At 52.4% G+C, this 21597-nt stretch carries 25 protein-coding genes; 13 read left to right on the top strand and 12 right to left on the bottom strand.

The annotated features are described in order from the left end of the window. Positions 1-58 precede the first annotated feature (58 nt). The 3 genes from cgtA to rplU all read right to left on the bottom strand — a co-directional run bounded on the left by cgtA (position 59) and on the right by rplU (position 2160). The gene (gene cgtA, locus AC0IXH_RS20660; RefSeq protein WP_134822856.1) at positions 59-1246 is read right to left on the bottom strand and encodes an Obg family GTPase CgtA; all 1188 of its coding nucleotides are present in this window, start codon (positions 1244-1246) and stop codon (positions 59-61) included. Between the two features lie 329 nt (positions 1247-1575). Beyond that, complete coding sequence (gene rpmA / locus AC0IXH_RS20655; RefSeq protein ID WP_013204035.1) at positions 1576-1833, bottom strand: 50S ribosomal protein L27; 258 nt, start codon at positions 1831-1833, stop codon at positions 1576-1578. A gap of 15 nt (positions 1834-1848) precedes the next feature. Beyond that, on the bottom strand, positions 1849-2160 hold the full coding sequence (gene rplU / locus AC0IXH_RS20650; protein ID WP_013204036.1) for a 50S ribosomal protein L21: 312 nt from the start codon (positions 2158-2160) through the stop codon (positions 1849-1851). A gap of 254 nt (positions 2161-2414) precedes the next feature. Here rplU and ispB point away from each other — a divergent pair, with 254 nt between their 5' ends. Both ispB and AC0IXH_RS20640 read left to right on the top strand, forming a co-directional pair. Then, positions 2415-3386 carry an octaprenyl diphosphate synthase gene (gene ispB, locus AC0IXH_RS20645; RefSeq protein WP_106381970.1) on the top strand — a complete coding sequence of 324 codons (972 nt, stop codon included), beginning with the start codon at positions 2415-2417 and terminating at the stop codon, positions 3384-3386. Between the two features lie 318 nt (positions 3387-3704). Next, positions 3705-3962 carry a helix-turn-helix domain-containing protein gene (locus tag AC0IXH_RS20640; protein ID WP_106381969.1) on the top strand — a complete coding sequence of 86 codons (258 nt, stop codon included), beginning with the start codon at positions 3705-3707 and terminating at the stop codon, positions 3960-3962. Positions 3963-4012: 50 nt separating this feature from the next. Here the strand turns inward: AC0IXH_RS20640 and murA are convergent, their stop codons facing one another. The 7 genes from murA to mlaF all read right to left on the bottom strand — a co-directional run bounded on the left by murA (position 4013) and on the right by mlaF (position 8821). Then, positions 4013-5275, bottom strand: coding sequence for a UDP-N-acetylglucosamine 1-carboxyvinyltransferase (gene murA, locus AC0IXH_RS20635; RefSeq protein ID WP_013204039.1), 1263 nt, complete (start codon positions 5273-5275; stop codon positions 4013-4015). 77 nt (positions 5276-5352) lie between these two features. Continuing rightward, positions 5353-5607, bottom strand: coding sequence for a BolA family iron metabolism protein IbaG (gene ibaG, locus AC0IXH_RS20630; RefSeq protein WP_013204040.1), 255 nt, complete (start codon positions 5605-5607; stop codon positions 5353-5355). Between the two features lie 124 nt (positions 5608-5731). Continuing rightward, entirely contained in the window at positions 5732-6028 is a 297-nt protein-coding gene (mlaB, locus tag AC0IXH_RS20625) for a lipid asymmetry maintenance protein MlaB (protein ID WP_013204041.1), read from the bottom strand. Beyond that, a complete protein-coding gene (mlaC, locus tag AC0IXH_RS20620; RefSeq protein WP_013204042.1) occupies positions 6028-6663 on the bottom strand; it encodes a phospholipid-binding protein MlaC in 636 nt (211 codons plus the stop codon). Before mlaC ends, mlaB begins: the two co-directional genes overlap by 1 nt. Before the next feature lie 11 nt (positions 6664-6674). Continuing rightward, a complete protein-coding gene (gene mlaD / locus AC0IXH_RS20615) occupies positions 6675-7223 on the bottom strand; it encodes an outer membrane lipid asymmetry maintenance protein MlaD (RefSeq protein ID WP_013204043.1) in 549 nt (182 codons plus the stop codon). Positions 7224-7227: 4 nt separating this feature from the next. Continuing rightward, complete coding sequence (gene mlaE / locus AC0IXH_RS20610) at positions 7228-8001, bottom strand: lipid asymmetry maintenance ABC transporter permease subunit MlaE (protein ID WP_471720909.1); 774 nt, start codon at positions 7999-8001, stop codon at positions 7228-7230. 7 nt (positions 8002-8008) lie between these two features. Continuing rightward, a complete protein-coding gene (gene mlaF / locus AC0IXH_RS20605; protein WP_013204045.1) occupies positions 8009-8821 on the bottom strand; it encodes a phospholipid ABC transporter ATP-binding protein MlaF in 813 nt (270 codons plus the stop codon). Positions 8822-9044: 223 nt separating this feature from the next. Between mlaF and AC0IXH_RS20600 the strand changes: the two genes are divergently transcribed. The 11 genes from AC0IXH_RS20600 (at position 9045) to npr (ending at position 17155) form a co-directional block, all read left to right on the top strand. Then, the gene (locus AC0IXH_RS20600; protein WP_013204046.1) at positions 9045-10025 is read left to right on the top strand and encodes a calcium/sodium antiporter; all 981 of its coding nucleotides are present in this window, start codon (positions 9045-9047) and stop codon (positions 10023-10025) included. A 15-nt stretch (positions 10026-10040) separates the two neighbouring features. Further along, complete coding sequence (gene kdsD / locus AC0IXH_RS20595; RefSeq protein WP_013204047.1) at positions 10041-11027, top strand: arabinose-5-phosphate isomerase KdsD; 987 nt, start codon at positions 10041-10043, stop codon at positions 11025-11027. A 17-nt stretch (positions 11028-11044) separates the two neighbouring features. Further along, the gene (gene kdsC, locus AC0IXH_RS20590; protein WP_013204048.1) at positions 11045-11611 is read left to right on the top strand and encodes a 3-deoxy-manno-octulosonate-8-phosphatase KdsC; all 567 of its coding nucleotides are present in this window, start codon (positions 11045-11047) and stop codon (positions 11609-11611) included. Beyond that, entirely contained in the window at positions 11608-12183 is a 576-nt protein-coding gene (lptC, locus tag AC0IXH_RS20585; RefSeq protein ID WP_013204049.1) for an LPS export ABC transporter periplasmic protein LptC, read from the top strand. The genes kdsC and lptC overlap by 4 nt, the downstream gene beginning before the upstream one ends. After that, a complete protein-coding gene (gene lptA / locus AC0IXH_RS20580) occupies positions 12155-12703 on the top strand; it encodes a lipopolysaccharide ABC transporter substrate-binding protein LptA (RefSeq protein WP_013204050.1) in 549 nt (182 codons plus the stop codon). Before lptC ends, lptA begins: the two co-directional genes overlap by 29 nt. Positions 12704-12709: 6 nt before the next feature. Beyond that, on the top strand, positions 12710-13435 hold the full coding sequence (gene lptB, locus AC0IXH_RS20575; RefSeq protein WP_013204051.1) for an LPS export ABC transporter ATP-binding protein: 726 nt from the start codon (positions 12710-12712) through the stop codon (positions 13433-13435). A gap of 48 nt (positions 13436-13483) precedes the next feature. Further along, a complete protein-coding gene (gene rpoN, locus AC0IXH_RS20570) occupies positions 13484-14917 on the top strand; it encodes an RNA polymerase factor sigma-54 (protein ID WP_013204052.1) in 1434 nt (477 codons plus the stop codon). A gap of 22 nt (positions 14918-14939) precedes the next feature. After that, positions 14940-15227 (top strand): ribosome hibernation promoting factor, encoded by a 288-nt coding sequence (gene hpf, locus AC0IXH_RS20565; RefSeq protein ID WP_013204053.1) that lies wholly within the window; start codon positions 14940-14942, stop codon positions 15225-15227. A 212-nt stretch (positions 15228-15439) separates the two neighbouring features. After that, positions 15440-15922, top strand: a complete 483-nt coding sequence (gene ptsN, locus AC0IXH_RS20560; protein ID WP_173363019.1) for a PTS IIA-like nitrogen regulatory protein PtsN — start codon at positions 15440-15442, stop codon at positions 15920-15922. Positions 15923-16031: 109 nt separating this feature from the next. Next, the gene (gene rapZ / locus AC0IXH_RS20555; protein WP_013204055.1) at positions 16032-16886 is read left to right on the top strand and encodes an RNase adapter RapZ; all 855 of its coding nucleotides are present in this window, start codon (positions 16032-16034) and stop codon (positions 16884-16886) included. Continuing rightward, on the top strand, positions 16883-17155 hold the full coding sequence (gene npr, locus AC0IXH_RS20550) for a PTS phosphocarrier protein NPr (RefSeq protein WP_013204056.1): 273 nt from the start codon (positions 16883-16885) through the stop codon (positions 17153-17155). The genes rapZ and npr overlap by 4 nt, the downstream gene beginning before the upstream one ends. 47 nt (positions 17156-17202) lie before the next feature. Here npr and mtgA read toward each other — a convergent pair whose 3' ends face one another. Beyond that, positions 17203-17925, bottom strand: a complete 723-nt coding sequence (mtgA, locus tag AC0IXH_RS20545) for a monofunctional biosynthetic peptidoglycan transglycosylase (protein ID WP_471720908.1) — start codon at positions 17923-17925, stop codon at positions 17203-17205. Between the two features lie 876 nt (positions 17926-18801). Further along, complete coding sequence (arcB, locus tag AC0IXH_RS20540) at positions 18802-21132, bottom strand: aerobic respiration two-component sensor histidine kinase ArcB (protein ID WP_013204059.1); 2331 nt, start codon at positions 21130-21132, stop codon at positions 18802-18804. Between the last annotated feature and the right edge of the window lie 465 nt (positions 21133-21597).

Below are 21597 nucleotides of genomic sequence, written 5' to 3'. Positions count from 1 at the left end.
ACTTAATTGCCCGAGCTGCAGACATAAAAAAAGGACACCGGGGTGTCCTTTTGTTGGATTAACGCTTGTAGATGATTTCGACGCCTTCGTCGTCCTCTTCATCCCAGTCGTCATCCCAGTCGTCGTCTTCCACTTCAACAGCAGATTCTGCTTCAGCTTCTTCGAGTTGCTGGCGATGATAGTCATCCCACATGAACTCGACTTTCTCAGGCTGCTTCTGTGCTTCTTCCGCTTCTTTTGGATTGGCGTTGATAAAGGACATCACATCCCAGCACAATGGCGTTACGCCAGTACGGTTGGCAGCAGAGATCAGATAGTATTTATCTGTCCAGCCCAGCGCATCAGCAATCGCTTTAGCACGAGATTCCGCTTCTTCTTCGTCCAGCAGGTCAACTTTGTTGAACACTAACCAGCGCGGTTTGTTGAAGAGCTTCTCGCTGTATTTTTCCAACTCACCGAGGATGATGCGGGCATTCTCAATCGGATCGGATTCATCAATTGGCGCCAGATCGATGGTGTGTAACAGCACACGGCAGCGCTCAAGGTGCTTAAGGAAGCGAATACCCAGACCCGCGCCATCAGATGCCCCTTCGATCAGACCCGGGATATCGGCGATCACAAAGCTCTGTTCAGTGTCCATACGAACCACGCCGAGGCTTGGTACCAGGGTGGTAAACGGATAGTCAGCCACTTTTGGTTTCGCGGCGGACACCGCACGGATAAAGGTTGATTTACCGGCATTCGGCAAGCCAAGCATACCCACGTCAGCCAGCAGCATCAGTTCCAGCTGAATATCACGCACTTCACCCTTGGTCCCCATCGTTTTCTGACGAGGAGAACGGTTTACGGAGGATTTGAAGCGGGAGTTGCCCAGACCATGCCAGCCGCCTTTCGCGACCATCTGGATCTGACCATGCGTCATCATGTCGCCCAGCGTCTCGCCAGTGCCCTGATCGATGATACGGGTGCCGACCGGCACTTTAATAATAATGTCCTGACCACGTTTGCCGGTACAATCACGGCTCTGACCATTCTGGCCACGCTCTGAACGGAAAGATTTTTCGAAACGGTAGTCAATCAGGGTATTGAGGTTTTCATCGGCCTGCATGTAGACATCGCCGCCGTCACCACCGTCGCCGCCGTCCGGACCGCCTCTTGGGATATATTTCTCACGACGGAAGCTGACGCAGCCATTGCCGCCATCGCCCGCAGCGACGAGTATCGTCGCTTCATCAACAAACTTCATGTTACTTCTCCGTAAATCATTCGCCCGACGCTGGCAAGGTGACGCGTGTCCGGGAGTGATCCGCCGTAGCAAGCTGGTGTGCCTGGTGACGGAAACTGGGTTTCTGGCGCCGCAAAAGCTGTCTTCACGTCGATTCCAGAAAGGGGATCCGCCTCAAGACATCGTGCAGCTGAATATAAAGTGTACAGCAAAAGTGACCTTTGCTGTGAACCCTCAGACGTAATTACGCCGGGGCAGAACGCAGAATGTAAAAAGCCCCGCAATCATAGCGGGGCTTTTAGATTCGCTGCTGAAAGCGGTATCAGGTACCGCTTTCAGGCACGAAAACCTTACTCAGCAACGATGCTGATGTATTTACGGTTGTTCGGGCCTTTCACTTCGAACTGGACCTTGCCGTTTGCAGTTGCAAACAGAGTGTGGTCACGGCCGCAGCCTACGTTGGTGCCCGCATGGAATTTGGTTCCACGCTGACGAACGATGATGCTACCTGCCAGAACAGATTCGCCGCCGAAACGCTTAACGCCGAGGCGTTTTGCATTGGAATCGCGACCATTTCGAGTGGAGCCGCCAGCTTTCTTGTGTGCCATTTGTCAGATCTCCTCTTACGCGCTGATGCCAGTGATCTTCACGTCAGTAAACCACTGACGGTGACCCTGCTGCTTACGGTAATGCTTACGACGACGGAACTTAACAATCTTGATCTTGTCGCCGCGACCATGAGCAATAATTTCTGCCTTGATCAAGCCACCTGAAACTAAAGGCGCGCCAATTGACACATCTTCACCGTTGGCAATCATCAGAACCTGGTCGAATTCAATCGTTTCGCCGGTTGCGATGTCCAGCTTTTCCAGGCGAACGGTCTGACCTTCGCTTACTCGGTGTTGTTTACCACCACTTTGGAAAACCGCGTACATATAAACTCCGCTTTCGCGCTTGCCGTCTTAGTTTCAGGCTGCGCTATAAATATTCACAATAGGGCGCGAATTCTACGCAACTTCCAGGATAATGACAAGTGCCTGATGCGGGGTATTGCAGAAAAAAAACGCTAAGCGAATGCAATTGTTTCGTTGCGCTGATTTTCCAGTACAATCTGTAATACATAACCTGCCGCAGGCACGGGTAAAGACGCTTATCATAGCAGCATACTGAGCAATAGCTGAACAGACTGATGAACTTAGAACAGATAAACGAACTCACCGCGCAAGATATGGCGGACGTCAACGCAACTATCCTCGAACAGCTGAACTCTGAGGTCTCCCTCATTAATCAGTTGGGTTACTACATCATCAGTGGTGGAGGCAAACGCATCCGTCCGATGATCGCTGTTTTAGCGGCTCGCGCCGTTAATTACACCGGGAAACAGCATGTTACCGTAGCAGCCCTGATCGAATTTATTCACACGGCCACGCTGCTGCATGACGATGTGGTGGATGAATCCGACATGCGTCGCGGCAAAGCCACGGCCAATGCTGCTTTTGGTAACGCGGCCAGCGTGCTGGTTGGCGACTTCATTTACACGCGTGCTTTCCAGATGATGACCAGCCTCGGATCGCTCCGGGTACTGGCGCTAATGTCTGAAGCAGTGAACGTTATCGCTGAAGGCGAAGTCCTGCAGCTCATGAACTGCAACGACCCGGATATCACCGAAGAAAGCTACATGCGGGTGATTTACAGCAAAACCGCCCGTCTGTTTGAAGCGGCAGCCCAATCTTCAGCCATCCTTGCTGAGGCTGTGCCAGAGCAGGAAAAAGCGCTGCAGGACTACGGCCGCTTCATTGGCACCGCTTTCCAGTTAATCGACGATCTGCTGGATTACAGCGCCGATGGTAAAACGCTCGGTAAAAATGTCGGTGATGACCTGAGTGAAGGCAAGCCTACCCTGCCGCTGCTGCATGCGATGCGCAATGGTACCCCTGAACAATCCCAGATGATCCGCGAAGCGATTGAACAGGGCAACGGACGCCATTTATTGGAACCCGTTCTGGAAACCATGCGCCAATGTGGCTCTCTGGAATGGACGCGTCAGGCCGCGGAGCATGAAGCGGATAAAGCCATTTCGGCGCTTAAAGCACTGCCTGAATCACCCTGGCGCAGTGCGCTTGAAGCGCTTGCTCACATGTCAGTACAGCGCGAATACTAGTCTTTTAAGCGCGGGAAACCGCGCTCTGCCCACTTTTTCCAGCCCTTTTCGTCCTGCACTCATCCTCCATCCCTCTTTGCCTGATACCTTGCGCAGTTAACCGGCCAAAACTTCTGCAACTTATGCGTTTCCTCGCAAAAAGTTACCTCAACATTTAGAAAATACTGGAAATAAACTTCCTGAAGTTGCTATAAATGCTTCGCGGTGTATTGCGACTACGAGCAGTCACAGCAGGCACTGTTTCCAAACATAGCCACGCTGCTCAGCCGTTAATAAAGGAATGTCCTGAGAAGTCAGGTGTACAAGGAGGAGACACAAATGGTCAAATTTAAAGATGACTGGCACAACGCAGACATTATTGCGAGCCTGCGCAAAAAGGGAACCAGTCTGGCAGGGGTTTCACGAGATGCTGGACTCTGCTCATCGACGCTCGCCAATGCGCTATTTCGTCCCTGGCCAAAAGGTGAGTGGCTGATTGCGGATGCGCTGCAAGTTCATCCCGCCGAGATATGGCCAAGCCGCTATTACCATCCCATCACGAAAAAGCTTATCGACCGCAAAGGGCTGATGAGATAATAAAAAAGGCGGTAGTTTCCTACCGCCTTTCATTGCTGAGGACGAGAAAATTACTCTTCGCCGCTCACGCGCTCAATGTTCGCGCCCAGCGCCTTCAGTTTATCTTCGATGTGCTCATAGCCACGGTCGATATGATAAATACGGTCAACAATTGTAGTGCCTTCTGCGATGCAACCTGCCAGAACCAGGCTGGCCGACGCACGCAGATCGGTCGCCATCACCTGAGCACCGGAGAGCTTCTCAACACCATGACAAATCGCGGTATTGCTCTCTATCTCAGCATGCGCACCCATACGGATCAGCTCCGGGATGTGCATAAAGCGGTTTTCGAAGATGGTCTCGGTGATCACACCGGTGCCTTCTGCCACCAGATTCAGCAAGCTGAACTGAGCCTGCATATCCGTTGGGAAACCCGGATGCGGCGCAGTGCGGAAGTTGACCGCTTTAGGCCGCTTGCCATGCATATCCAGACTGATCCAGTCCGGACCGGTTTGAATTTCTGCACCGGCTTCACGCAGCTTAGCCAGTACGGCATCCAGCGTGTCCGGCTGAGTCGCGTGACAAAGGACTTTTCCGCCCGAAATCGCCGCAGCAATCAGGAAGGTTCCCGTTTCAATACGGTCGGGCAGAACGCGGTAAACTCCGCCGCCCAGACGCTCAACGCCTTCAATGGTAATACGGTCGCTGCCGGCACCGGTGATTTTCGCACCTAAGGTGTTCAGGAAGTTCGCGGTGTCCACAATTTCTGGCTCGCGCGCAGCATTCTCGATAACCGTCGTACCGGTAGCCAATGTGGCTGCGCTCATGATGGTAACGGTCGCGCCAACGCTGACCTTGTCCATCACGATATGTGCGCCTTTCAGACGGCCATCGACGGACGCTTTCACATAGCCTTCTTCAAGCTTGATCTCAGCACCCAGCTGTTCCAGACCGGTAATGTGCAGGTCAACAGGGCGGGCACCGATGGCGCAACCGCCAGGCAGAGAAACCTGCCCCTGACCAAAACGGGCCACCAGCGGGCCAAGCGCCCAGATGGAAGCGCGCATGGTTTTCACCAGATCATAAGGTGCGCAGTAGATATTGACGTCACTGGCATCCAGATGCACAGAACCGTTACGCTCAGCCTTAACACCCAGCTGGCTTAACAGCTTCATGGTGGTATCGATGTCCTTCAGTTTCGGGACATTCTGAATCTCTACAGGCTCTTCCGCCAGCAGAGCGGCGAACAGGATCGGCAGCGCAGCGTTTTTTGCGCCGGAAATAGTGACTTCCCCGCTTAAACGGGTCGGACCCTGCACACGAAATTTATCCATTGCACCAGCTCTCTTTTAAAAAAATAAAGGTCTGTTCGCCTCACCACGATCTTGCGCGGTGACCACAGCGAAACAGCTTAAAAACCGTTTAACTTACGGTCGCGCGCCCACTCTTCAGGGGTAAATGTTTTGATTGAGACTGCGTGCATGCGGTTGTCAGCGATATACGCCATCAGCGGTGCATAGACAGTCTGCTGTTTTTTGACCCGGCTGAGATCGGCAAACAGTTCGCCTACCGCGATAACCTGAAAATGGCTGCCATCGCCAGTAACGTGGACTTCCTGCAACGGTAACGCGCCCATCAGCACGGATTGAATTTCACTAGTTTCCATGAGGCTTCTAAATTTAATAGATGATAAACAGGCACACATATTAGTGGAAAGTGCCGCTATCTTAAACAAGCAAAAAGCCCCTGACGATGCAGGGGCTCTTTCTGTTCAGTTTCCGCCAGGCATTTTATCCGCGGGAAACAATGATCTGCTGCAAGTTATACAGGGTAATCAACGAATGAAGTTTATCGTTGATGCCCGTAAATTGGGGCGCTTTGCCCTGTTGTAATGCTATCTGCCGCAGATGGACCAGCAGCGCCAGCCCAGCCGAATCAACCCGATCCAGTTCAGAAACGTCGATTGTATCGATCTGTTTCATTACCGTCTCGCGCTGCTTCCACAGCGCTAACAGGGTTTCGCGCTGCAGTTCGCCGGACAAATGTAACTGGTTTGCCTCAAGACGCCAGCTCAGTTGATCGCTCATTACTGCTGTTTATCCAACGTGATAGGCTGTTTAGCATAAGACTTCAGCTGCTCGGTCAGGCCATCGATGCCCTTCTGACGCAGCGTGTCGCTCCACTCATTTTGCTTAGTGGTAATCATGCTTACCCCTTCAGCAATCATGTCATACGCCTGCCAGTCGCCGCTGCGGCTGTTTTTGCGCCACTGGAAATCCAGACGCACAGGTGGACGACCGTTCGGATCAACAATGGTGACGCGGATCGCGATAATGGTTTTGTCTGCATAGGATTGCTCAGGAGCAATCTGGTAAGTCTGCCCGTTATACAGCGCCAGCGCCTGACCATAGGCCTGTGCCAGATAATCACCAAAGGCTTTGAAGTACGCATCGCGCTGCGCAGGCGTCGCATCTTTGTAATAGCGACCTAACACCAACGCGCCGGCGTATTTGATTTGCACATACGGCAACAGCTCTTCACGCACGATCTGACGCAGATAGTCAGGATCCTGTTTGATTTTAGGCTGCTCGGTCTTCAGCCGGGTGAAGGTTTTCCCTGCCGCTTCGTTCATCAGCTGATAAGGATTGGTTTGATCTGCTGCCGCATTGGCTGCAACCGGGGCAATAACCAGCATTGCCATCATCAGGAAACGTTTAAACATGACTTGTCCTCTTATGGTGTAGTCGTAGCCGCCGGCGCGGGTTGCCCGTTAGCTTCCGGTGCCGCCGACGAATCATCTTTCTTCTCATTACCATTGCCGCTCTTATACAAGAACTGGCCAATCAGGTCTTCAAGCACCATCGCCGATTTGGTGTCCTGAATGGTGCTGCCATCTTTAAGCATAGCGGTTCCCATATCGGGATCGTCAAAACCGACATTCAGCGCCAGGAATTGCTCCCCCAACAGACCGGAGGTTCTGATCGCCAGCGAGCTGGTGTCAGGCAGTTGATTATATTGGTCTTCGATATCCATCGTAACGCGCGGCGAGTAAGTTTTTGGATCAAGTTCAATGTCGGATACCCGACCAATCACCACACCGCCCACTTTGACCGGTGACCCGCTTTTCAGGCCGCCAATATTGTCGAAAGTCGCATAGAGTTTCCAGGTTGGCGTGCTGCCCAGCGATTGCAAATCCGCCACGCGCAGGCAAAGAAACAGTGCTGCAAACAGCGCCAGTAATAAAAACACACCTACCCAAATTTCGCTTTTTTTCGTTTGCATTGAATCAGTTCCCAAACATCAGTGCAGTCAGCACAAAATCTAAACCGAGTACCGCCAGAGAAGCATGTACCACAGTGCGAGTGGTTGCCCGGCTAATCCCTTCCGAAGTTGGGATAGCATCATAGCCATTGAACAGAGCAATCCAGGTCACCGTGAAGGCGAAGACCGCACTTTTGATTACGCAGTTAAGAATGTCCGTGCGCACATCAACAGCATTTTGCATCGCCGACCAGAAGAACCCGCTGTCGATGCCTTTCCAGCTGACGCCAACAATCGCGCCGCCCATGATACCAACCGCCACAAAAATCAGCGTCAGCAATGGCATGCTGATAAAGCCCGCCCAAAACCGGGGTGAAATAATCCGACGTAGGGGATCGACCGCCATCATCTCCATACTGGAGAGCTGTTCAGTGGCTTTCATCAGGCCAATTTCCGCCGTTAAGGCAGAGCCTGCACGGCCCGCAAACAGCAGCGCGGTCACAACCGGCCCCAGCTCGCGCAGCAGCGAAAGGGCCACTAACATGCCAAGGCTGCTGTCGGCACCGTAGGTGTTTAATACCAGATAGCCTTGCAATCCCAGTACCATGCCAATAAATAAGCCCGATACCACAACGATCAGCAGTGACAGTACACCAATACTGTAAAGCTGTTTTATCAGCAGTGGCGCGTGCTTGCGAAAGCGGGGAATACCCACCAGCGCGTGAAAGAGCATTAATCCGGCACGACCAAAGGAAGCACAGGTATTGATCCCCTGTCGTCCAAGCACACGTAAAAACATCAGTTAGTTAACTCCCTGAACCGGTTAAGTCTTGCAGATAATCGCCTGCAGGAAAACGAAACGGTACCGGACCATCGGCGATACCATCAATAAACTGGCGGACACGCGCATCTTCATTTTCATGCAGGGATTTAGCCGTTCCCTGAGCAATCACCTTCTGCCCGGCAATAATATAAGCGTAGTCAGCGATACTGAGCACTTCCGGAACATCGTGAGAAACCACAATGCAGGTCATCCCCAGCGAATGGTTGAGTTCATCAATCAGTTTAACCAGTACGCCCATGGTAATGGGATCCTGGCCGACGAAAGGCTCATCGAACATGATCAGGTCAGGCTCTAATGCAATCGCACGGGCCAGCGCCGCACGGCGTGCCATGCCGCCTGACAGTTCGGAAGGTTTCAGCTGTGCCGCTCCGCGTAATCCTACCGCTTCCAGTTTCATCATCACCGTGCTGTGCAGCAACTGCGGGGGAAGCTGAGTGTGTTCACGCAGCGGCCAGGCGACATTATCAAAGACGGTAAGATCAGTGAACAGTGCACCGGACTGGAACAGCATGCTCATTTTTTTTCTGGCTTCATATAAGCGAGAGCGAGTCAGGCTGGGAATATTTTCGCCGTTAAACCAGATTTCTCCGCTGTCAGGGCGTAACTGGCCACCAATCAGACGTAATAAGGTGGTTTTACCAATGCCTGATGGCCCCATAATAGCGGTCACTTTCCCTTTTGGCACAGTCAGCGAGATGTTATCGAATACTGGGCGATCTCCACGGGCAAAGCTCACGCCCCGGACATCCACCAAATTCGTCTCCGTCTGGCTCATAGTTACCTCTCCACATTTCAGGCATTAAATTTATCTCCGATGGTAGCGTATAACCCATCGGACAGGACACTTTTACAGAAACTTACCTCGAAGACGTGGCTAAAGTTGGCATAAGTTTTACTTTTCGCTCCCAGACCGTCAAAATCAGCACAATAACTTAACACCCTTGCTTTACTCGTCGCGCAAGGCCAGCCGACGATTATACCCGATCAAAGGACATTTCATGCTCGTAGCTATAGCACTGTTGGTTATCGGTTTAGTTCTGCTGGTATATGGTGCCGATCGTCTGGTCTTCAGTGCCGCTATTCTGAGCCGCGCGCTGGGCATTCCTCCGCTGATTATTGGTATGACGGTGGTCGGAATAGGCACCTCGCTACCTGAGCTGATTGTCTCTTTCTCCGCAGCAACCCATGGACAGATGGATATCGCCGTGGGCACGGCCATGGGATCGAACATTACCAACATTTTGCTGATCCTCGGTGGTGCGGCCCTGCTTCATCCCCTTACGGTGCATTCAAATCTGGTTCGTCGTGAACTGCCACTGATGCTGCTGGTCACATTATTATGCGGCGTAATGCTGTTTGATAATAACCTCAGCCGCAATGATGGCGTGGCCTTGATCGCCATTGCGGCGGCTTATTTACTCTTTATTATCAAAATTGCCCGTAAAGCCGAACGCGAAAACAACGACTCGCTGACACGAGAGCAGCTGGCTGAGCTGCCGCGCGACGATACCGGTAATACCGTCGCCTTTTTATGGCTGGCGGTGGCGTTGATTATCCTGCCGATGTCTACGCGGATGGTCATCGATAACGCCACGGTGATTGCGGACTTCTTCGGCATCAGCGAACTGATTATTGGCCTGACGGTGATTTCCGTTGGTACCAGCCTGCCTGAACTGGCGACGGTGATCGCGGGCGCACTCAAAGGCGAAGATGATATCGCTATTGGCAACCTTATTGGTTCCAACATCTACAATATTGCGATTGTCCTGGGCGTTCCGGCACTGATTCACCCAGGGGATATTGATATGCACGCGTTCGCTCGTGACTATTGGGTCATGCTGGGCGTCAGCGCGCTATTTACCTTAATCTGTTTACAGCGCAGCCGCTGTATCGGCCGCGTGGCCGGTGCGCTACTGCTCTCTGGCTTTGTTGCCTGGGTTGCACTGCTCTACTGGCTGCCTTCGGCTACCCTCTGGTAAAAAGGAATGGAAATTATGGCACCTGGCAACCTCGAGCCCGGCTTTGACTTTCAGCAAGCCGGGAAAGATGTCCTGAATATCGAACGTCAGGGCCTGGAGCAGCTTGATCAATACATCAACGACGATTTCACCCAGGCGTGTCAGCGCATCTTCAGCTGTTCAGGGAAAGTCGTGGTAATGGGCATGGGCAAGTCGGGTCACATCGGCAAAAAGATGGCCGCGACCTTTGCCAGCACCGGTACACCCGCTTTCTTTGTGCATCCTGCTGAAGCCAGCCACGGCGATTTAGGCATGGTAAGCGCGGGCGATATTGTCATCGCCATCTCCAATTCCGGCGAATCCTCTGAAATTCTGGCCCTTATCCCGGTGTTAAAGCGGCTCCACGTCTCACTGATTTGCATGACCAGCAAACCCGAGAGCGCGATGGGCCGTGCCGCTGATATTCATCTGTGTGTTAAAGTACCGCAGGAAGCCTGCCCTCTGGGCCTGGCGCCGACCACCAGCACCACCGCGACACTGGTGATGGGAGATGCGTTGGCGGTTGCGCTGTTAAAAGCGCGTGGCTTCACTGCCGAAGACTTTGCCCTGTCCCATCCGGGCGGCGCACTTGGCCGTAAGCTGTTGTTAACGGTCAATGATATTATGCACACCGGTGATGAGATCCCGCATGTCAGCCGCGAGGCTTCTTTGCGGGATGCGCTGCTTGAAATTACCCGCAAAAACATGGGCATGACGGTGATTTGCAACGATCTGATGAAGATCGAAGGCATCTTTACCGATGGTGACCTGCGCAGGGTGTTTGATATGGGCATTGATTTCCAGACGGCCGACATTGCCAGCGTGATGACCTCAGGCGGCATTCGGGTCCGCCCAAATCTGCTGGCGGTGGATGCGCTCAACCTGATGCAAAGCAGGAATATTACCGTCGTGATGGTGGCTGACGGTGACACGCTGCTGGGCGTGGTGCATATGCATGACATGCTGCGCGCTGGCGTGGTTTAACAAGGAACAGAAGACAAATGAGTACTGCTGCAGAGTGGGTTGAAACTTGCTATGGCGAGGTGAGCCTTGATGTCATGACCCGCGCGCGCGAGGTCAGACTGTTGATTTGTGATGTTGATGGCGTCATGTCCGATGGCGTGATCTATCAGGGTAACAGCGGAGAAGAGCTGAAAGCTTTCAACGTCCGCGACGGTTATGGTATTCGTTGCCTGCTGACATCCGACGTGGAAGTGGCCATTATTACCGGCCGGAAGGCAAAATTGCTGGAAGATCGCTGTGCCACCCTCGGGATTACGCATCTTTACCAGGGACAATCTGATAAGCTTTTGGCCTTCCGTGAACTTCTGGATACACTAGCACTTCGCCCCGAGCAGGTGGCTTACATCGGTGACGACCTGATTGACTGGCCGGTGATGGCCGAAGTCGGTCTCAGCGTTACCGTGGCTGATGCCCACCCGGTCCTGCTTCCTCGCGCAAACTACGTAACCCGTATTGCCGGTGGTCGGGGAGCGGTGCGTGAAATTTGCGATCTGATTTTGATAGCACAGGATAAGTTTGATGAGGCCAAAGGGCAGTCTGTATGAGTAAAACCAGACGTTGGATCACGCTGTTACTGGCATTGGTGGCCATTGTACTGATTGGCTGGAATCTGGCCGGTCCGGATGACAGCGCACAACCTGTTGCCAACAGCGACCAGAATCCCACCTACACCAGCCAGAGCTCAAATACTGTGGTCTACAACCCTCAGGGTGGTCTGAACTACAAGCTGGTGTCGGATAAAGTGACCTATTTTTCCACTGAGGCCGTCAGCTGGTTCGAAAACCCGGTGATGACCACGTACGACGAAAACAAAATTCCGACCTGGTCTATCCGGGCAGACAAAGCCAAGCTGACCAATGACCGTATGCTGTATCTTTACGGCCACGTAGAGGTCAACAGCCTGACTCAGGATGCTCAACTTGAGCGGATTAAGACCGATAATGCCATAGTGAACCTCGTCACCCAGGATGTAACGTCGGATGATCAGGTCACACTTTATGGCAGTAGCTTCAACTCTACCGGGATGAAGATGCGTGGAAATTTACGGAAGAAAACAGCCGAGCTGATTGAAAAGGTCAAAACCTCTTATGAAATCCAAAATGCAAAACAACCTTAAGTTCCTGGCGCTCAGCTTGCTGCTGGCTACCAGCCTGCCCGCTCTGGCGCTGACCGGCGACTCCGATAAACCGGTGAATGTCGATTCCGAAAATCAGGCCCTTGATATGCAGGGTAACGTTGCCACCTTTACCGGCAACGTCATCGTGACCCAGGGCTCGATCAAAATCACCGCGGACAAAGTCGTGGTCACTCGCCCGGATGGCGACAGCAAGAAAACCATCGTCGATGCCTATGGTAATCCTGCCACCTTCTACCAGATGCAGGACAACGGTAAGCCGGTGAAAGGCCATGCGCAGAAAATGCATTATGAGCTGGCGAAAGATTTTGTCGAGCTGACCGGTAATGCTTATCTGGAGCAGCTCGACAGCAACGTGAAGGGTGATCGGATAACCTATCTGGTGAAAGATCAGAAAATGCAGGCTTATGGCAGCAGCGGTAAACGCGTGACTACCATCCTGGTTCCTTCCCAGTTGCAGGACAAAGGCACCCAGTCTACCGGCCCAAAAAAGAGTAACTAATCAGCTATGGCTACGTTAATTGCGGAAAACCTGGCGAAGGCTTACAAAGGCCGTCGCGTGGTCGAAGATGTCAGTTTGCAGGTCAAATCCGGTGAGATTGTTGGCCTGTTAGGTCCAAATGGCGCCGGCAAAACCACCACCTTTTATATGGTAGTTGGCATTGTGCCGCGTGATGCGGGTCGTATCATCATTGATGATGAAGACATCAGTATCTTACCGTTGCACGCCCGCGCTCGCCGTGGGATTGGCTATCTGCCGCAGGAGGCGTCGATCTTCCGCCGCCTGAGCGTCTATGACAACCTGATGGCCGTGCTGCAGATCCGCGACGATCTGACCACAGAACAACGCGAAGACCGCGCCAATGAGCTGATGAACGAATTCCACATCGAGCATCTGCGCAACAGCATGGGTCAGGCATTATCCGGTGGCGAACGCCGTCGTGTTGAGATTGCCCGCGCGCTGGCCGCCAATCCAAAGTTCATCCTTCTTGATGAGCCCTTTGCCGGTGTAGACCCGATTTCAGTTATTGATATCAAAAAGATTATCGAACACCTGCGTGACAGCGGCCTTGGCGTGCTGATCACCGACCATAACGTGCGTGAAACGCTGGCGGTATGTGAGCGCGCTTACATCGTCAGCCAGGGGCACTTAATTGCTCATGGAACTCCGGCAGAAATTCTGGAGGATGAACAAGTTAAAAGAGTCTATTTGGGCGAAGAGTTCAGACTCTGATAAGGTGTTAAAACCAGGTAAGATTTTCGAGGAATTAGTATCCTGAATATGAAGCAAGGTTTGCAACTCAGGCTTAGCCAACAGCTTGCCATGACGCCACAACTGCAACAGGCGATCCGTTTGCTGCAGCTCTCTACGCTTGAACTACAGCAGGAAATTCAGCTGGCGCTGGAAAGTAATCCGTTGCTTGAACAAACCGACATTCATGAGGAAGTGGACGTACGCGAATATCAGGAGAAAGAGGCTCTGGATACCAGGGAAGCGCTGGAACAGAAAGACATGCCCGAAGAACTGCCTCTGGATGCGACCTGGGACGAAATTTATACCGCCGGAACGCCGTCAGGCACCGGAACCGATTATCACGACGACGAGCTGCCGGTCTATCAGGGTGAAACCACGCAGACCCTTCAGGATTACCTGATGTGGCAGGTGGAGCTAACCCCGTTTACCGAAACTGACCGGGCGATCGCGACCTCGATCGTCGATGCCGTGGACGACACCGGTTATCTGACCGCCTCGCTGGATGAGATCCTCGACAGCATTGGCAACGATGAATTGACCATGGATGAAGTGGAAGCGGTATTGAAACGCGTCCAGCGCTTCGATCCCGTTGGCGTCTGTGCCCGCGATCTGCGGGATTGCCTGCTGGTCCAGCTTTCCCAGTTCCCGCCTGAGGCCTTGTGCCTGAAAGAGGCAAGGCTGATTGTCAGCGAACATCTGGACTTACTGGCTAATCATGACTTTCGTAGCCTGATGCGCGTGACGCGGCTGAAGGAAGACGTGCTTAAAAACGCCATGCAGGTGATTCAGTCGCTCGATCCGCGTCCGGGTCAGTCGATTAATACTACCGAGCCGGAATATGTCATCCCGGATGTGCTGGTGCGCAAAGCCAGCAATCGCTGGACGGTGGAACTGAACTCAGACAGCGTACCCAGGCTGAAGATTAATCAGCATTACGCTTCACTCGGCGGTTCGACGCGTAACGACAGTGACAGCCAGTTTATCCGCAGCAATTTGCAGGAAGCGAAGTGGCTGATAAAAAGTCTGGAAAGCCGTAACGACACGCTGCTGAAAGTGACGCGCTGCATCGTCGATCAGCAACAGGCGTTTTTTGAACAGGGCGAGGAATTTATGCGCCCCATGGTGTTGGCGGATATCGCCAGTGCCGTGGATATGCATGAATCCACCATTTCGCGCGTGACCACGCAGAAGTATCTGCACAGTCCGCGCGGAATTTTTGAATTGAAGTATTTTTTCTCCAGTCACGTCAACACCGACAGTGGTGGCGAAGCGTCCTCCACGGCGATACGTGCACTGGTGAAAAAATTAATCTCGGCGGAGAATCCCGCCAAACCACTGAGCGACAGCAAGCTCACGACCTTGCTCTCTAATCAAGGGATCATGGTAGCGCGCCGCACTGTCGCAAAGTACCGAGAGTCTTTATCCATCCCGCCCTCAAACCAGCGCAAACAGCTGGTCTGATCGAACAGATAAGGAAGAACGTATGCAACTCAACATTACCGGGCAGAACGTGGAAATCACTGAACCATTGCGTGATTTCGTGACGACCAAATTTGCCAAACTGGAACAGTACTTTGATCGAATTAATCAGGTCTATATTGTACTGAAGGTCGAAAAGGTCACTCAGGTAGCGGATGCGACTTTGCATGTGAATGGCGGTGAGTTGCATGCCACCTCGGAAGGGAAAGATATGTACGCGGCGGTTGACGGCTTGATAGACAAGCTGACGCGCCAGCTCAATAAACATAAAGACAAGCTGAAGCAGCACTAAATTTCACTCAAGCATTGATTATTTCTTCGCCACCCTAATCTTAGGATCAGGCATGACGTAGATAACCGGCTCGGCTCCCTTTAACCGGGGAGCCGGGCCGTTAATCAATCAGGCAGGCTGAGCAGTCGACCGATGACCCTCTCCCCTCTTCTCAGGTGAAGATGTGTCCCGTAATTTTGCCAGGCAGAAGTGAACACGTAAGTGAAACTATGATGAACAATGAATTAACACTGGAACTGAGCTCGGTACTGAATGTGTCCTGCACCCGCAGCGGCGTCCATTGCCAGAGTAAGAAGCGGGCGCTGGAAATCATCAGCGAGCTGGCGGCTAAACAGCTTAACCTTCCGCACCAGACCATCTTCGAAGCGATTCTGACCCGTGAACGTATGGGCAGTACCGGAATTGGTAATGGTATCGCGATCCCGCATGGCAAGCTGGTAGAAGACACCCTGCGTGCGGTGGGCGTTTTTATCCGCCTCGATCAGCCGATCGCTTTTGATGCCATTGATAATCAACCGGTAGATCTGCTTTTCGCCTTACTGGTACCTGCCGATCAGTGCAAAACGCATTTGCATACGCTGTCGCTGGTTGCCAAACGTCTGGCGGATAAAACCGTATGTCGCCGCCTGCGTGCTGCGCAGACCGATGAAGAGCTTTACGAGATCATGGCTGAGACTCCTGAGGAGAGCCACTGATCATACCGGGCGTGGAAGCCCCGGCTCATTTTAAGCATGTGGGTTATTCTGGCGGCCTTAGCAGCCAGGGCTGAATACCCTCAAACAGGCAAATTCAGGAGAACAAGTCATGGTGCTGATGATTGTCAGCGGTCGATCGGGATCGGGTAAGTCTGTCGCCTTGAGAGCACTGGAAGATATGGGCTTTTACTGCGTGGATAACTTACCCGTGGTTTTACTGCCTGAACTGGCCAATTCTCTGGCCGACCGCAACATGTCTGCTGCGGTCAGCATCGACGTGCGCAATATGCCTGAGTCACCAGAAGTGTTCGAAAAAGCCCTGACCAGCCTGCCAGACAGCTTTTCTCCTCAACTGCTGTTTCTCGATGCCGACCGCAACACGCTGATCCGTCGCTATAGCGATACTCGCCGCCTGCACCCTCTTTCCAGCAAGAATTTATCGCTGGAGAGCGCCATTGACGAAGAGAATGAGCTGCTGGAACCGCTGCGCTCTCGCGCTGACCTGATTGTTGATACCTCCGAGATGTCGGTGCACGAGTTGGCCGAGATGCTGCGGACGCGCTTACTGGGTAAACGCGAGCGCGAGCTGACGATGGTTTTCGAATCCTTCGGCTACAAGCACGGTATTCCTATCGATGCTGACTACGTCTTCGATGTGCGCTTTTTGCCGAATCCCCATTGGGATCCCAAACTGCGTCCGATGACCGGCCTGGATCGCCCGGTAGCGGCATTTCTCGACCGCCATACGGAAGTGCATAACTTCATTTATCAGACCCGAAGCTATCTGGAATTGTGGTTGCCGATGCTGGAAACCAACAACCGCAGCTATCTTACTGTTGCCATCGGTTGTACCGGGGGTAAACACCGTTCCGTCTATATCGCTGAACAGCTGGCTGACTATTTCCGCTCTCGCGGTAAAAATGTCCAGTCCCGTCATCGCACGCTGGAAAAACGTAAATCATGACTGTCAGGCAAACCGTTGAGATCAAAAATAAGCTGGGAATGCACGCGCGCCCGGCCATGAAGCTTTTCGAACTGGTGCAGAGTTTTGATGCGGAAGTGTTACTGCGTAATGAGAGTGGCACTGAAGCGGAGGCCAGCAGCGTGATAGCGCTGCTGATGCTGGATTCAGCCAAGGGCGGCCATATTGAAATTGAAGCCTCTGGCCCGGAAGAAGAGAAGGCGCTGAGTGCGGTAATTGAGCTTTTTAACGCCGGTTTCGACGAAGATTAACCGTTTTATCCCAGGCATAATCACCGATTATGCCTGGGAAAACGTTCTCACATCAGCTTATGTTCGCGTAAAAATCCCTCTCCCCCAAGCTGCTTCATCTGGCGCAAAATCCACTGCTGGCGCTGACGGATATAGCCTGACGGTGCATCGGCTTTAAAACGAATTGGATTCGGTAATACGGCCGCTAACAGCGCGGCTTCAGACATCGTCAGACGACTCGCCGGCTTATGGAAGTAGCGCTGAGAGGCTTCCTCAACGCCGAAAACGCCGTCACCAAACTCGGCCACATTCAGGTAAACGGTCAGAATACGTCTTTTGGTCCAGACGGTTTCAATTCCCACCGTCAGGCCCGCTTCTAAGCCTTTGCGTACCCAGCTTCTGCCATCCCATAAAAAGACGTTCTTGGCGGTCTGCTGAGACAGGGTCGACGCGCCGCGGATCCGCCCACCCTCTTCGTTATCCAGCACTGATTGAATGGCCTGCACATCAAAACCCCAGTGCGTCGGGAATTTCTGATCTTCAGAGGCCATTACCGCCAGCGGCATCCAGGGGGAAATGTCATCCATGCTGGTCCAGTCAGAGTGCGCGACATAACTAAAATTGCCGCTAAACCAGGCACCTAGCTGTCGTTCTACCATAACAGCGGAGAACGGTACCGGCAGAAATGAAAACAGTAAAATACCCGCAACCCACACGCCAATCACGGTCAAAAACGCGCGTAAAACCCACGTTTTGAGCAGTTGAAAACCCTTTTTGTTTCGTTTTTTCATACCATAATATCCATGACTATCTTATCAATTCCTGTAAGAGGATAGCTGTATGACACTTTTCTTCTTAAACAAGAACCTGACGCTAACATTGCCAACAAAAGGCGCTTTTAAGGGATAAAGCCCGGCCAGAATTAAAATGTCCTAGCCGCTTCAACCACTTCCGCACTTCAGGAATCGGTTCCATAGAACAAACGAACGTAAAACATCCTCAGGAACATCAGTTAAGCGGTCCGAATCAGTTGATAAAAAAAGATTCGCATAGCTTATAAATTTCTTACCTAAGCATTTGCAAAACAGGTCGGAAGCGCCCCAAAACCCTGAGAAGATTCTGAATAGGGGCTTTTACTGGGCTAACAAGATAAGCGCTTCATCCAGATCGCAAAAGTTATTAAATACGCCTTCATTAATCGGTAAAAACTTCCAATTGCGCTTTTATCATTCGCCCTGTAAACGGTTTCATTCCCGAGACCGTAATCTCACAAAAAGAATATGTTATACAGAGAGTTAAACTTTTCAGCAGTCTGACCATTTTTGATTAGCAGCGTTGCTAGCGCGCCGACGTGCTGGCTACACCACCACGTCAATCGGATTCCCGTAAAAACCGCCACATTCGTTTAAAAAACCACCAATTCAAAGCAAAAAATCATTTCCAGCTTGACTGTGTTATCAAATTAATGTTTTCTGTCTTAAATCGCTGCTCAACATCACACATTTTAATGAATCTGGTAACATGTGATGTAAGATTTGCTAAGGTAGTTCCTGAGCGTTTTACCCAATACCGCGCCTGTGCTTTTAAACTCTTCTTCTAAGAATAGCGCAGGTTACCCATTTCCCTGGTGTTGGCGCAGTATTCGCGCACCCCGGCCTCGGTCGGGGTCATTTTTTTCCAGCGTCCGAAACCCATTCCCGTAACACGTCCACGTCGTTCCGCCACTCTTGCTTCAGCTCGTCAATCCATTCCTGAACGTTGTCCCACCAGGCTGGCAGCTCCGGACTTTGAATCTGTTTCGCCAACTGCTGTAAATGTACCAACCCCACAGAACCTGCCGCGCCTTTAATCTTGTGCCCCTCTTCCGCTATCCCTTTCTGATCGCGCGCCATCATGTTGGAGTCCAGCACGTCCAGATAGCCCGGCATCATCTGCTCGAACATCTCCATGCTCTGGTAAATCAACTGCGGGCCCACCAGCTCGATATATTGCTCAAGCATGGTGACGTCCAGTAATCCCAGTTTCTTCTCGTCCACTTTTCTTTCCTCGGCTTCGTCTTGCTGAAAGTCCCAGTATTTTTTGATGATGGCGGTCAGCGCCGGCACGGCCAGCGGTTTGCTCAGCACGTCATCCATCCCGGCATCCAGATACTCTTTTTTGTCCTTGAGCACGTTGGCGGTCAACGCGACCAGCGGCGGCAAATGTTGCTTGCCATGACGCTGATGGATCTCACGGGCGACATCCAGGCCCGTCATATCCGGAAGCTGAATATCGAGCAACACCAAATCAAACTCTTCAGGGTCGAACATGGCGAGTGCTTCTTCACCCGTCATCGCCACCTCAACGCTGTTACCGAGCTTTTCCAGCACCGAGCGGGCAACCACCACGTTAAGCTCGATGTCTTCAACCAGCAGCACGTGAAGCGCAGGAAGCGGCATATCATCCGCTGGCTGCTGATCTTCCGGCTGCTCAGCGATACGTGGGGCATTCACCGTCAGGGTAAAGCAGGAACCTGTGCCAGGCGCGCTGTGAACCGTAATATCACCGCCCATGCTCTGCGCCAGCCGACGTGAAACGGCCAGGCCAATCCCGGTCCCGGTGGCAGGCTTGCCGCCATGCTGGTCTTTCACCTGGTAATACATGGCAAAAATCTTGTCCTGCTCGTCCTGCGGGATCCCCATACCGGAGTCTTCCACTTCGAAGCGCAGGCAGTCTTCGCCCAGATACGCCACGCGAACAATAATGCTGCCCTTCTGGGTGAACTTCACCGCATTGCCGATCAGGTTCCACAGGATCTGCCGCAGGCGCGTGCCATCGGTCATGATTTTGTGAGGCAACGGCAGTTGCGGGTCGAGCACAAACTTCAGTTCTTTCGGCTGGGCCAGCAGCCCGGAGAGGTTTTCCAGATCGGCAAGGAAGCCGGTAAAATCCACCGGCTGAATATCCAGCTGGACCTTACGCCGCTCGATTTTGTCCATCTCGATCACATCGTTAAAGATATTGCCGAGGGTGATTGCCGACACGTGGATGGTTTTCAGGTATTTGAGCTGCTCCTGATTTAAATCGGTATCCAGCAAAATACGGCTCAGGCCGACGATGCCATTTAGCGGCGTACGAAGCTCGTGGCTGATTGTGGAGATAAATGTGGTCTTTTCCCTGCTGGCATTCTCTAAAGCGTCCTGGTAGCGCTTACGTTCCGTTATATCGCGTCCGAAGCCCATCAGCCCACTGCGTTTACCAATGCGGTCGTAATAAGGCACCTTACGAATTTCGAAGCAGGCTTTGCGCCCATCCGGATACTGCAACCACTGCTCGTACGTTAACGACACGTTGTGACGGAAGACTTTATCGTCAGTCTCCAATACCTTAGTGGCGGCATCTTCGTCGTACACATCGCGTGGCGTCAGCCCAATCAGTTGCTTTTCGCTTTTTCCCGTCAGCAATTCCATCGCGCGGTTACAGCCGGAGAACTGTTGATCAATGTTGCGATAGAAGACCAGGTCGGGTGATGCATCCAGGAATGAGCGCAGGAAGGAGGATTGTTGCTCAAGTTCGATCTGCGCTTCCTCGCGCCGGGCCATCTCCTCCTTCAGCTTGGCCATCACCTGCAAACGCGCCTCTTCAGCTTTGATACGGTCAGCAATTTCGTGATTCAGCTGAGTGATGTTTTCTTTCATCTGCTGATTCAGCTCAAGATCGCGGTGACGCATCTCTTCCAGCTTATCGACCAGCCGCGACAGGCGCTGCCTCGACTCCTCAAGCTGCTCAACGACGACTGAGAGAAAATAGACCGCCCACGGCGTAATCAACAGGCCAAAAAACACCGATCGAACCATATCGATACTTTCGACATGACCGCGCAATACCATGGTGACCGCCATCTGGACGATCATCGCCAGGACCACCAGCGCTGAAGCCAGCAACAATGAGAAGCGGACCAGTCCCAGCTTGACCATCAGGTCGACATAATATTGTGCTAAGAGACGAATTTGTTTCATAAAAGATTCCTTCCGGGCCAATAGTCCCAATCATACCGTAAAAGCTTAAAAGACCCACGTAACCTGTACAAAGCATCAGCGCACCAGGCTGGTGCAGCACCCGCGCTGAATGACTGCTTACGCACTCACTTATTCAAAGAAATAAACGGACCTTAACGGATTTCTGCTACGGCGCGCGGTTAAACAAGCCCGGCACGATCGCCTTACTTCGCCCTGGTTGAGAGCGGTTGTGGCGAATTGTTAAGGAGGACTTTCACCGGCACGTTTGGCATAAAATTGCGATCGCTTATCTGCCTGCAAGCTGCGTCTTTGCTGGATCCACAGCATAAAAACCGCCTGCCTGAAAATGAACCTGTCGTCGCCCGAATTTTTTGTCATCTTTCTGTCACCCTGAGGCTGGACGCTTTATTGAACTGCATAATCTGCTGGTCGGTTCTTCTACTGGTTTTCCTCACTGAACTGGCT

Source organism: Erwinia sp. AC075 (assembly GCF_979253995.1).
Note: the sequence above shows the minus strand (reverse complement) of the source record. Positions and strands in the feature narration are given on the sequence as shown.

Bases quoted from the DNA above. Each gene is read 5' to 3' on its own strand.
- rpmA (WP_013204035.1), bottom strand. From the start codon at position 1,833: ATGGCACACAAGAAAGCTGGCGGCTCCACTCGAAATGGTCGCGATTCC.
- rplU (WP_013204036.1), bottom strand. From the start codon at position 2,160: ATGTACGCGGTTTTCCAAAGTGGTGGTAAACAACACCGAGTAAGCGAA.
- kdsC (WP_013204048.1), top strand. From the start codon at position 11,045: ATGAGTACTGCTGCAGAGTGGGTTGAAACTTGCTATGGCGAGGTGAGC.
- arcB (WP_013204059.1), bottom strand. From the start codon at position 21,132: ATGAAACAAATTCGTCTCTTAGCACAATATTATGTCGACCTGATGGTC.
- cgtA (WP_134822856.1), bottom strand. From the start codon at position 1,246: ATGAAGTTTGTTGATGAAGCGACGATACTCGTCGCTGCGGGCGATGGC.
- hpf (WP_013204053.1), top strand. From the start codon at position 14,940: ATGCAACTCAACATTACCGGGCAGAACGTGGAAATCACTGAACCATTG.
- ptsN (WP_173363019.1), top strand. From the start codon at position 15,440: ATGAACAATGAATTAACACTGGAACTGAGCTCGGTACTGAATGTGTCC.
- AC0IXH_RS20640 (WP_106381969.1), top strand. From the start codon at position 3,705: ATGGTCAAATTTAAAGATGACTGGCACAACGCAGACATTATTGCGAGC.
- lptA (WP_013204050.1), top strand. From the start codon at position 12,155: ATGAAATCCAAAATGCAAAACAACCTTAAGTTCCTGGCGCTCAGCTTG.
- mtgA (WP_471720908.1), bottom strand. From the start codon at position 17,925: ATGAAAAAACGAAACAAAAAGGGTTTTCAACTGCTCAAAACGTGGGTT.
- kdsD (WP_013204047.1), top strand. From the start codon at position 10,041: ATGGCACCTGGCAACCTCGAGCCCGGCTTTGACTTTCAGCAAGCCGGG.
- ispB (WP_106381970.1), top strand. From the start codon at position 2,415: ATGAACTTAGAACAGATAAACGAACTCACCGCGCAAGATATGGCGGAC.
- AC0IXH_RS20600 (WP_013204046.1), top strand. From the start codon at position 9,045: ATGCTCGTAGCTATAGCACTGTTGGTTATCGGTTTAGTTCTGCTGGTA.
- murA (WP_013204039.1), bottom strand. From the start codon at position 5,275: ATGGATAAATTTCGTGTGCAGGGTCCGACCCGTTTAAGCGGGGAAGTC.
- rapZ (WP_013204055.1), top strand. From the start codon at position 16,032: ATGGTGCTGATGATTGTCAGCGGTCGATCGGGATCGGGTAAGTCTGTC.
- lptC (WP_013204049.1), top strand. From the start codon at position 11,608: ATGAGTAAAACCAGACGTTGGATCACGCTGTTACTGGCATTGGTGGCC.
- mlaC (WP_013204042.1), bottom strand. From the start codon at position 6,663: ATGTTTAAACGTTTCCTGATGATGGCAATGCTGGTTATTGCCCCGGTT.
- mlaE (WP_471720909.1), bottom strand. From the start codon at position 8,001: ATGTTTTTACGTGTGCTTGGACGACAGGGGATCAATACCTGTGCTTCC.
- npr (WP_013204056.1), top strand. From the start codon at position 16,883: ATGACTGTCAGGCAAACCGTTGAGATCAAAAATAAGCTGGGAATGCAC.
- mlaB (WP_013204041.1), bottom strand. From the start codon at position 6,028: ATGAGCGATCAACTGAGCTGGCGTCTTGAGGCAAACCAGTTACATTTG.
- rpoN (WP_013204052.1), top strand. From the start codon at position 13,484: ATGAAGCAAGGTTTGCAACTCAGGCTTAGCCAACAGCTTGCCATGACG.
- ibaG (WP_013204040.1), bottom strand. From the start codon at position 5,607: ATGGAAACTAGTGAAATTCAATCCGTGCTGATGGGCGCGTTACCGTTG.
- mlaD (WP_013204043.1), bottom strand. From the start codon at position 7,223: ATGCAAACGAAAAAAAGCGAAATTTGGGTAGGTGTGTTTTTATTACTG.
- lptB (WP_013204051.1), top strand. From the start codon at position 12,710: ATGGCTACGTTAATTGCGGAAAACCTGGCGAAGGCTTACAAAGGCCGT.
- mlaF (WP_013204045.1), bottom strand. From the start codon at position 8,821: ATGAGCCAGACGGAGACGAATTTGGTGGATGTCCGGGGCGTGAGCTTT.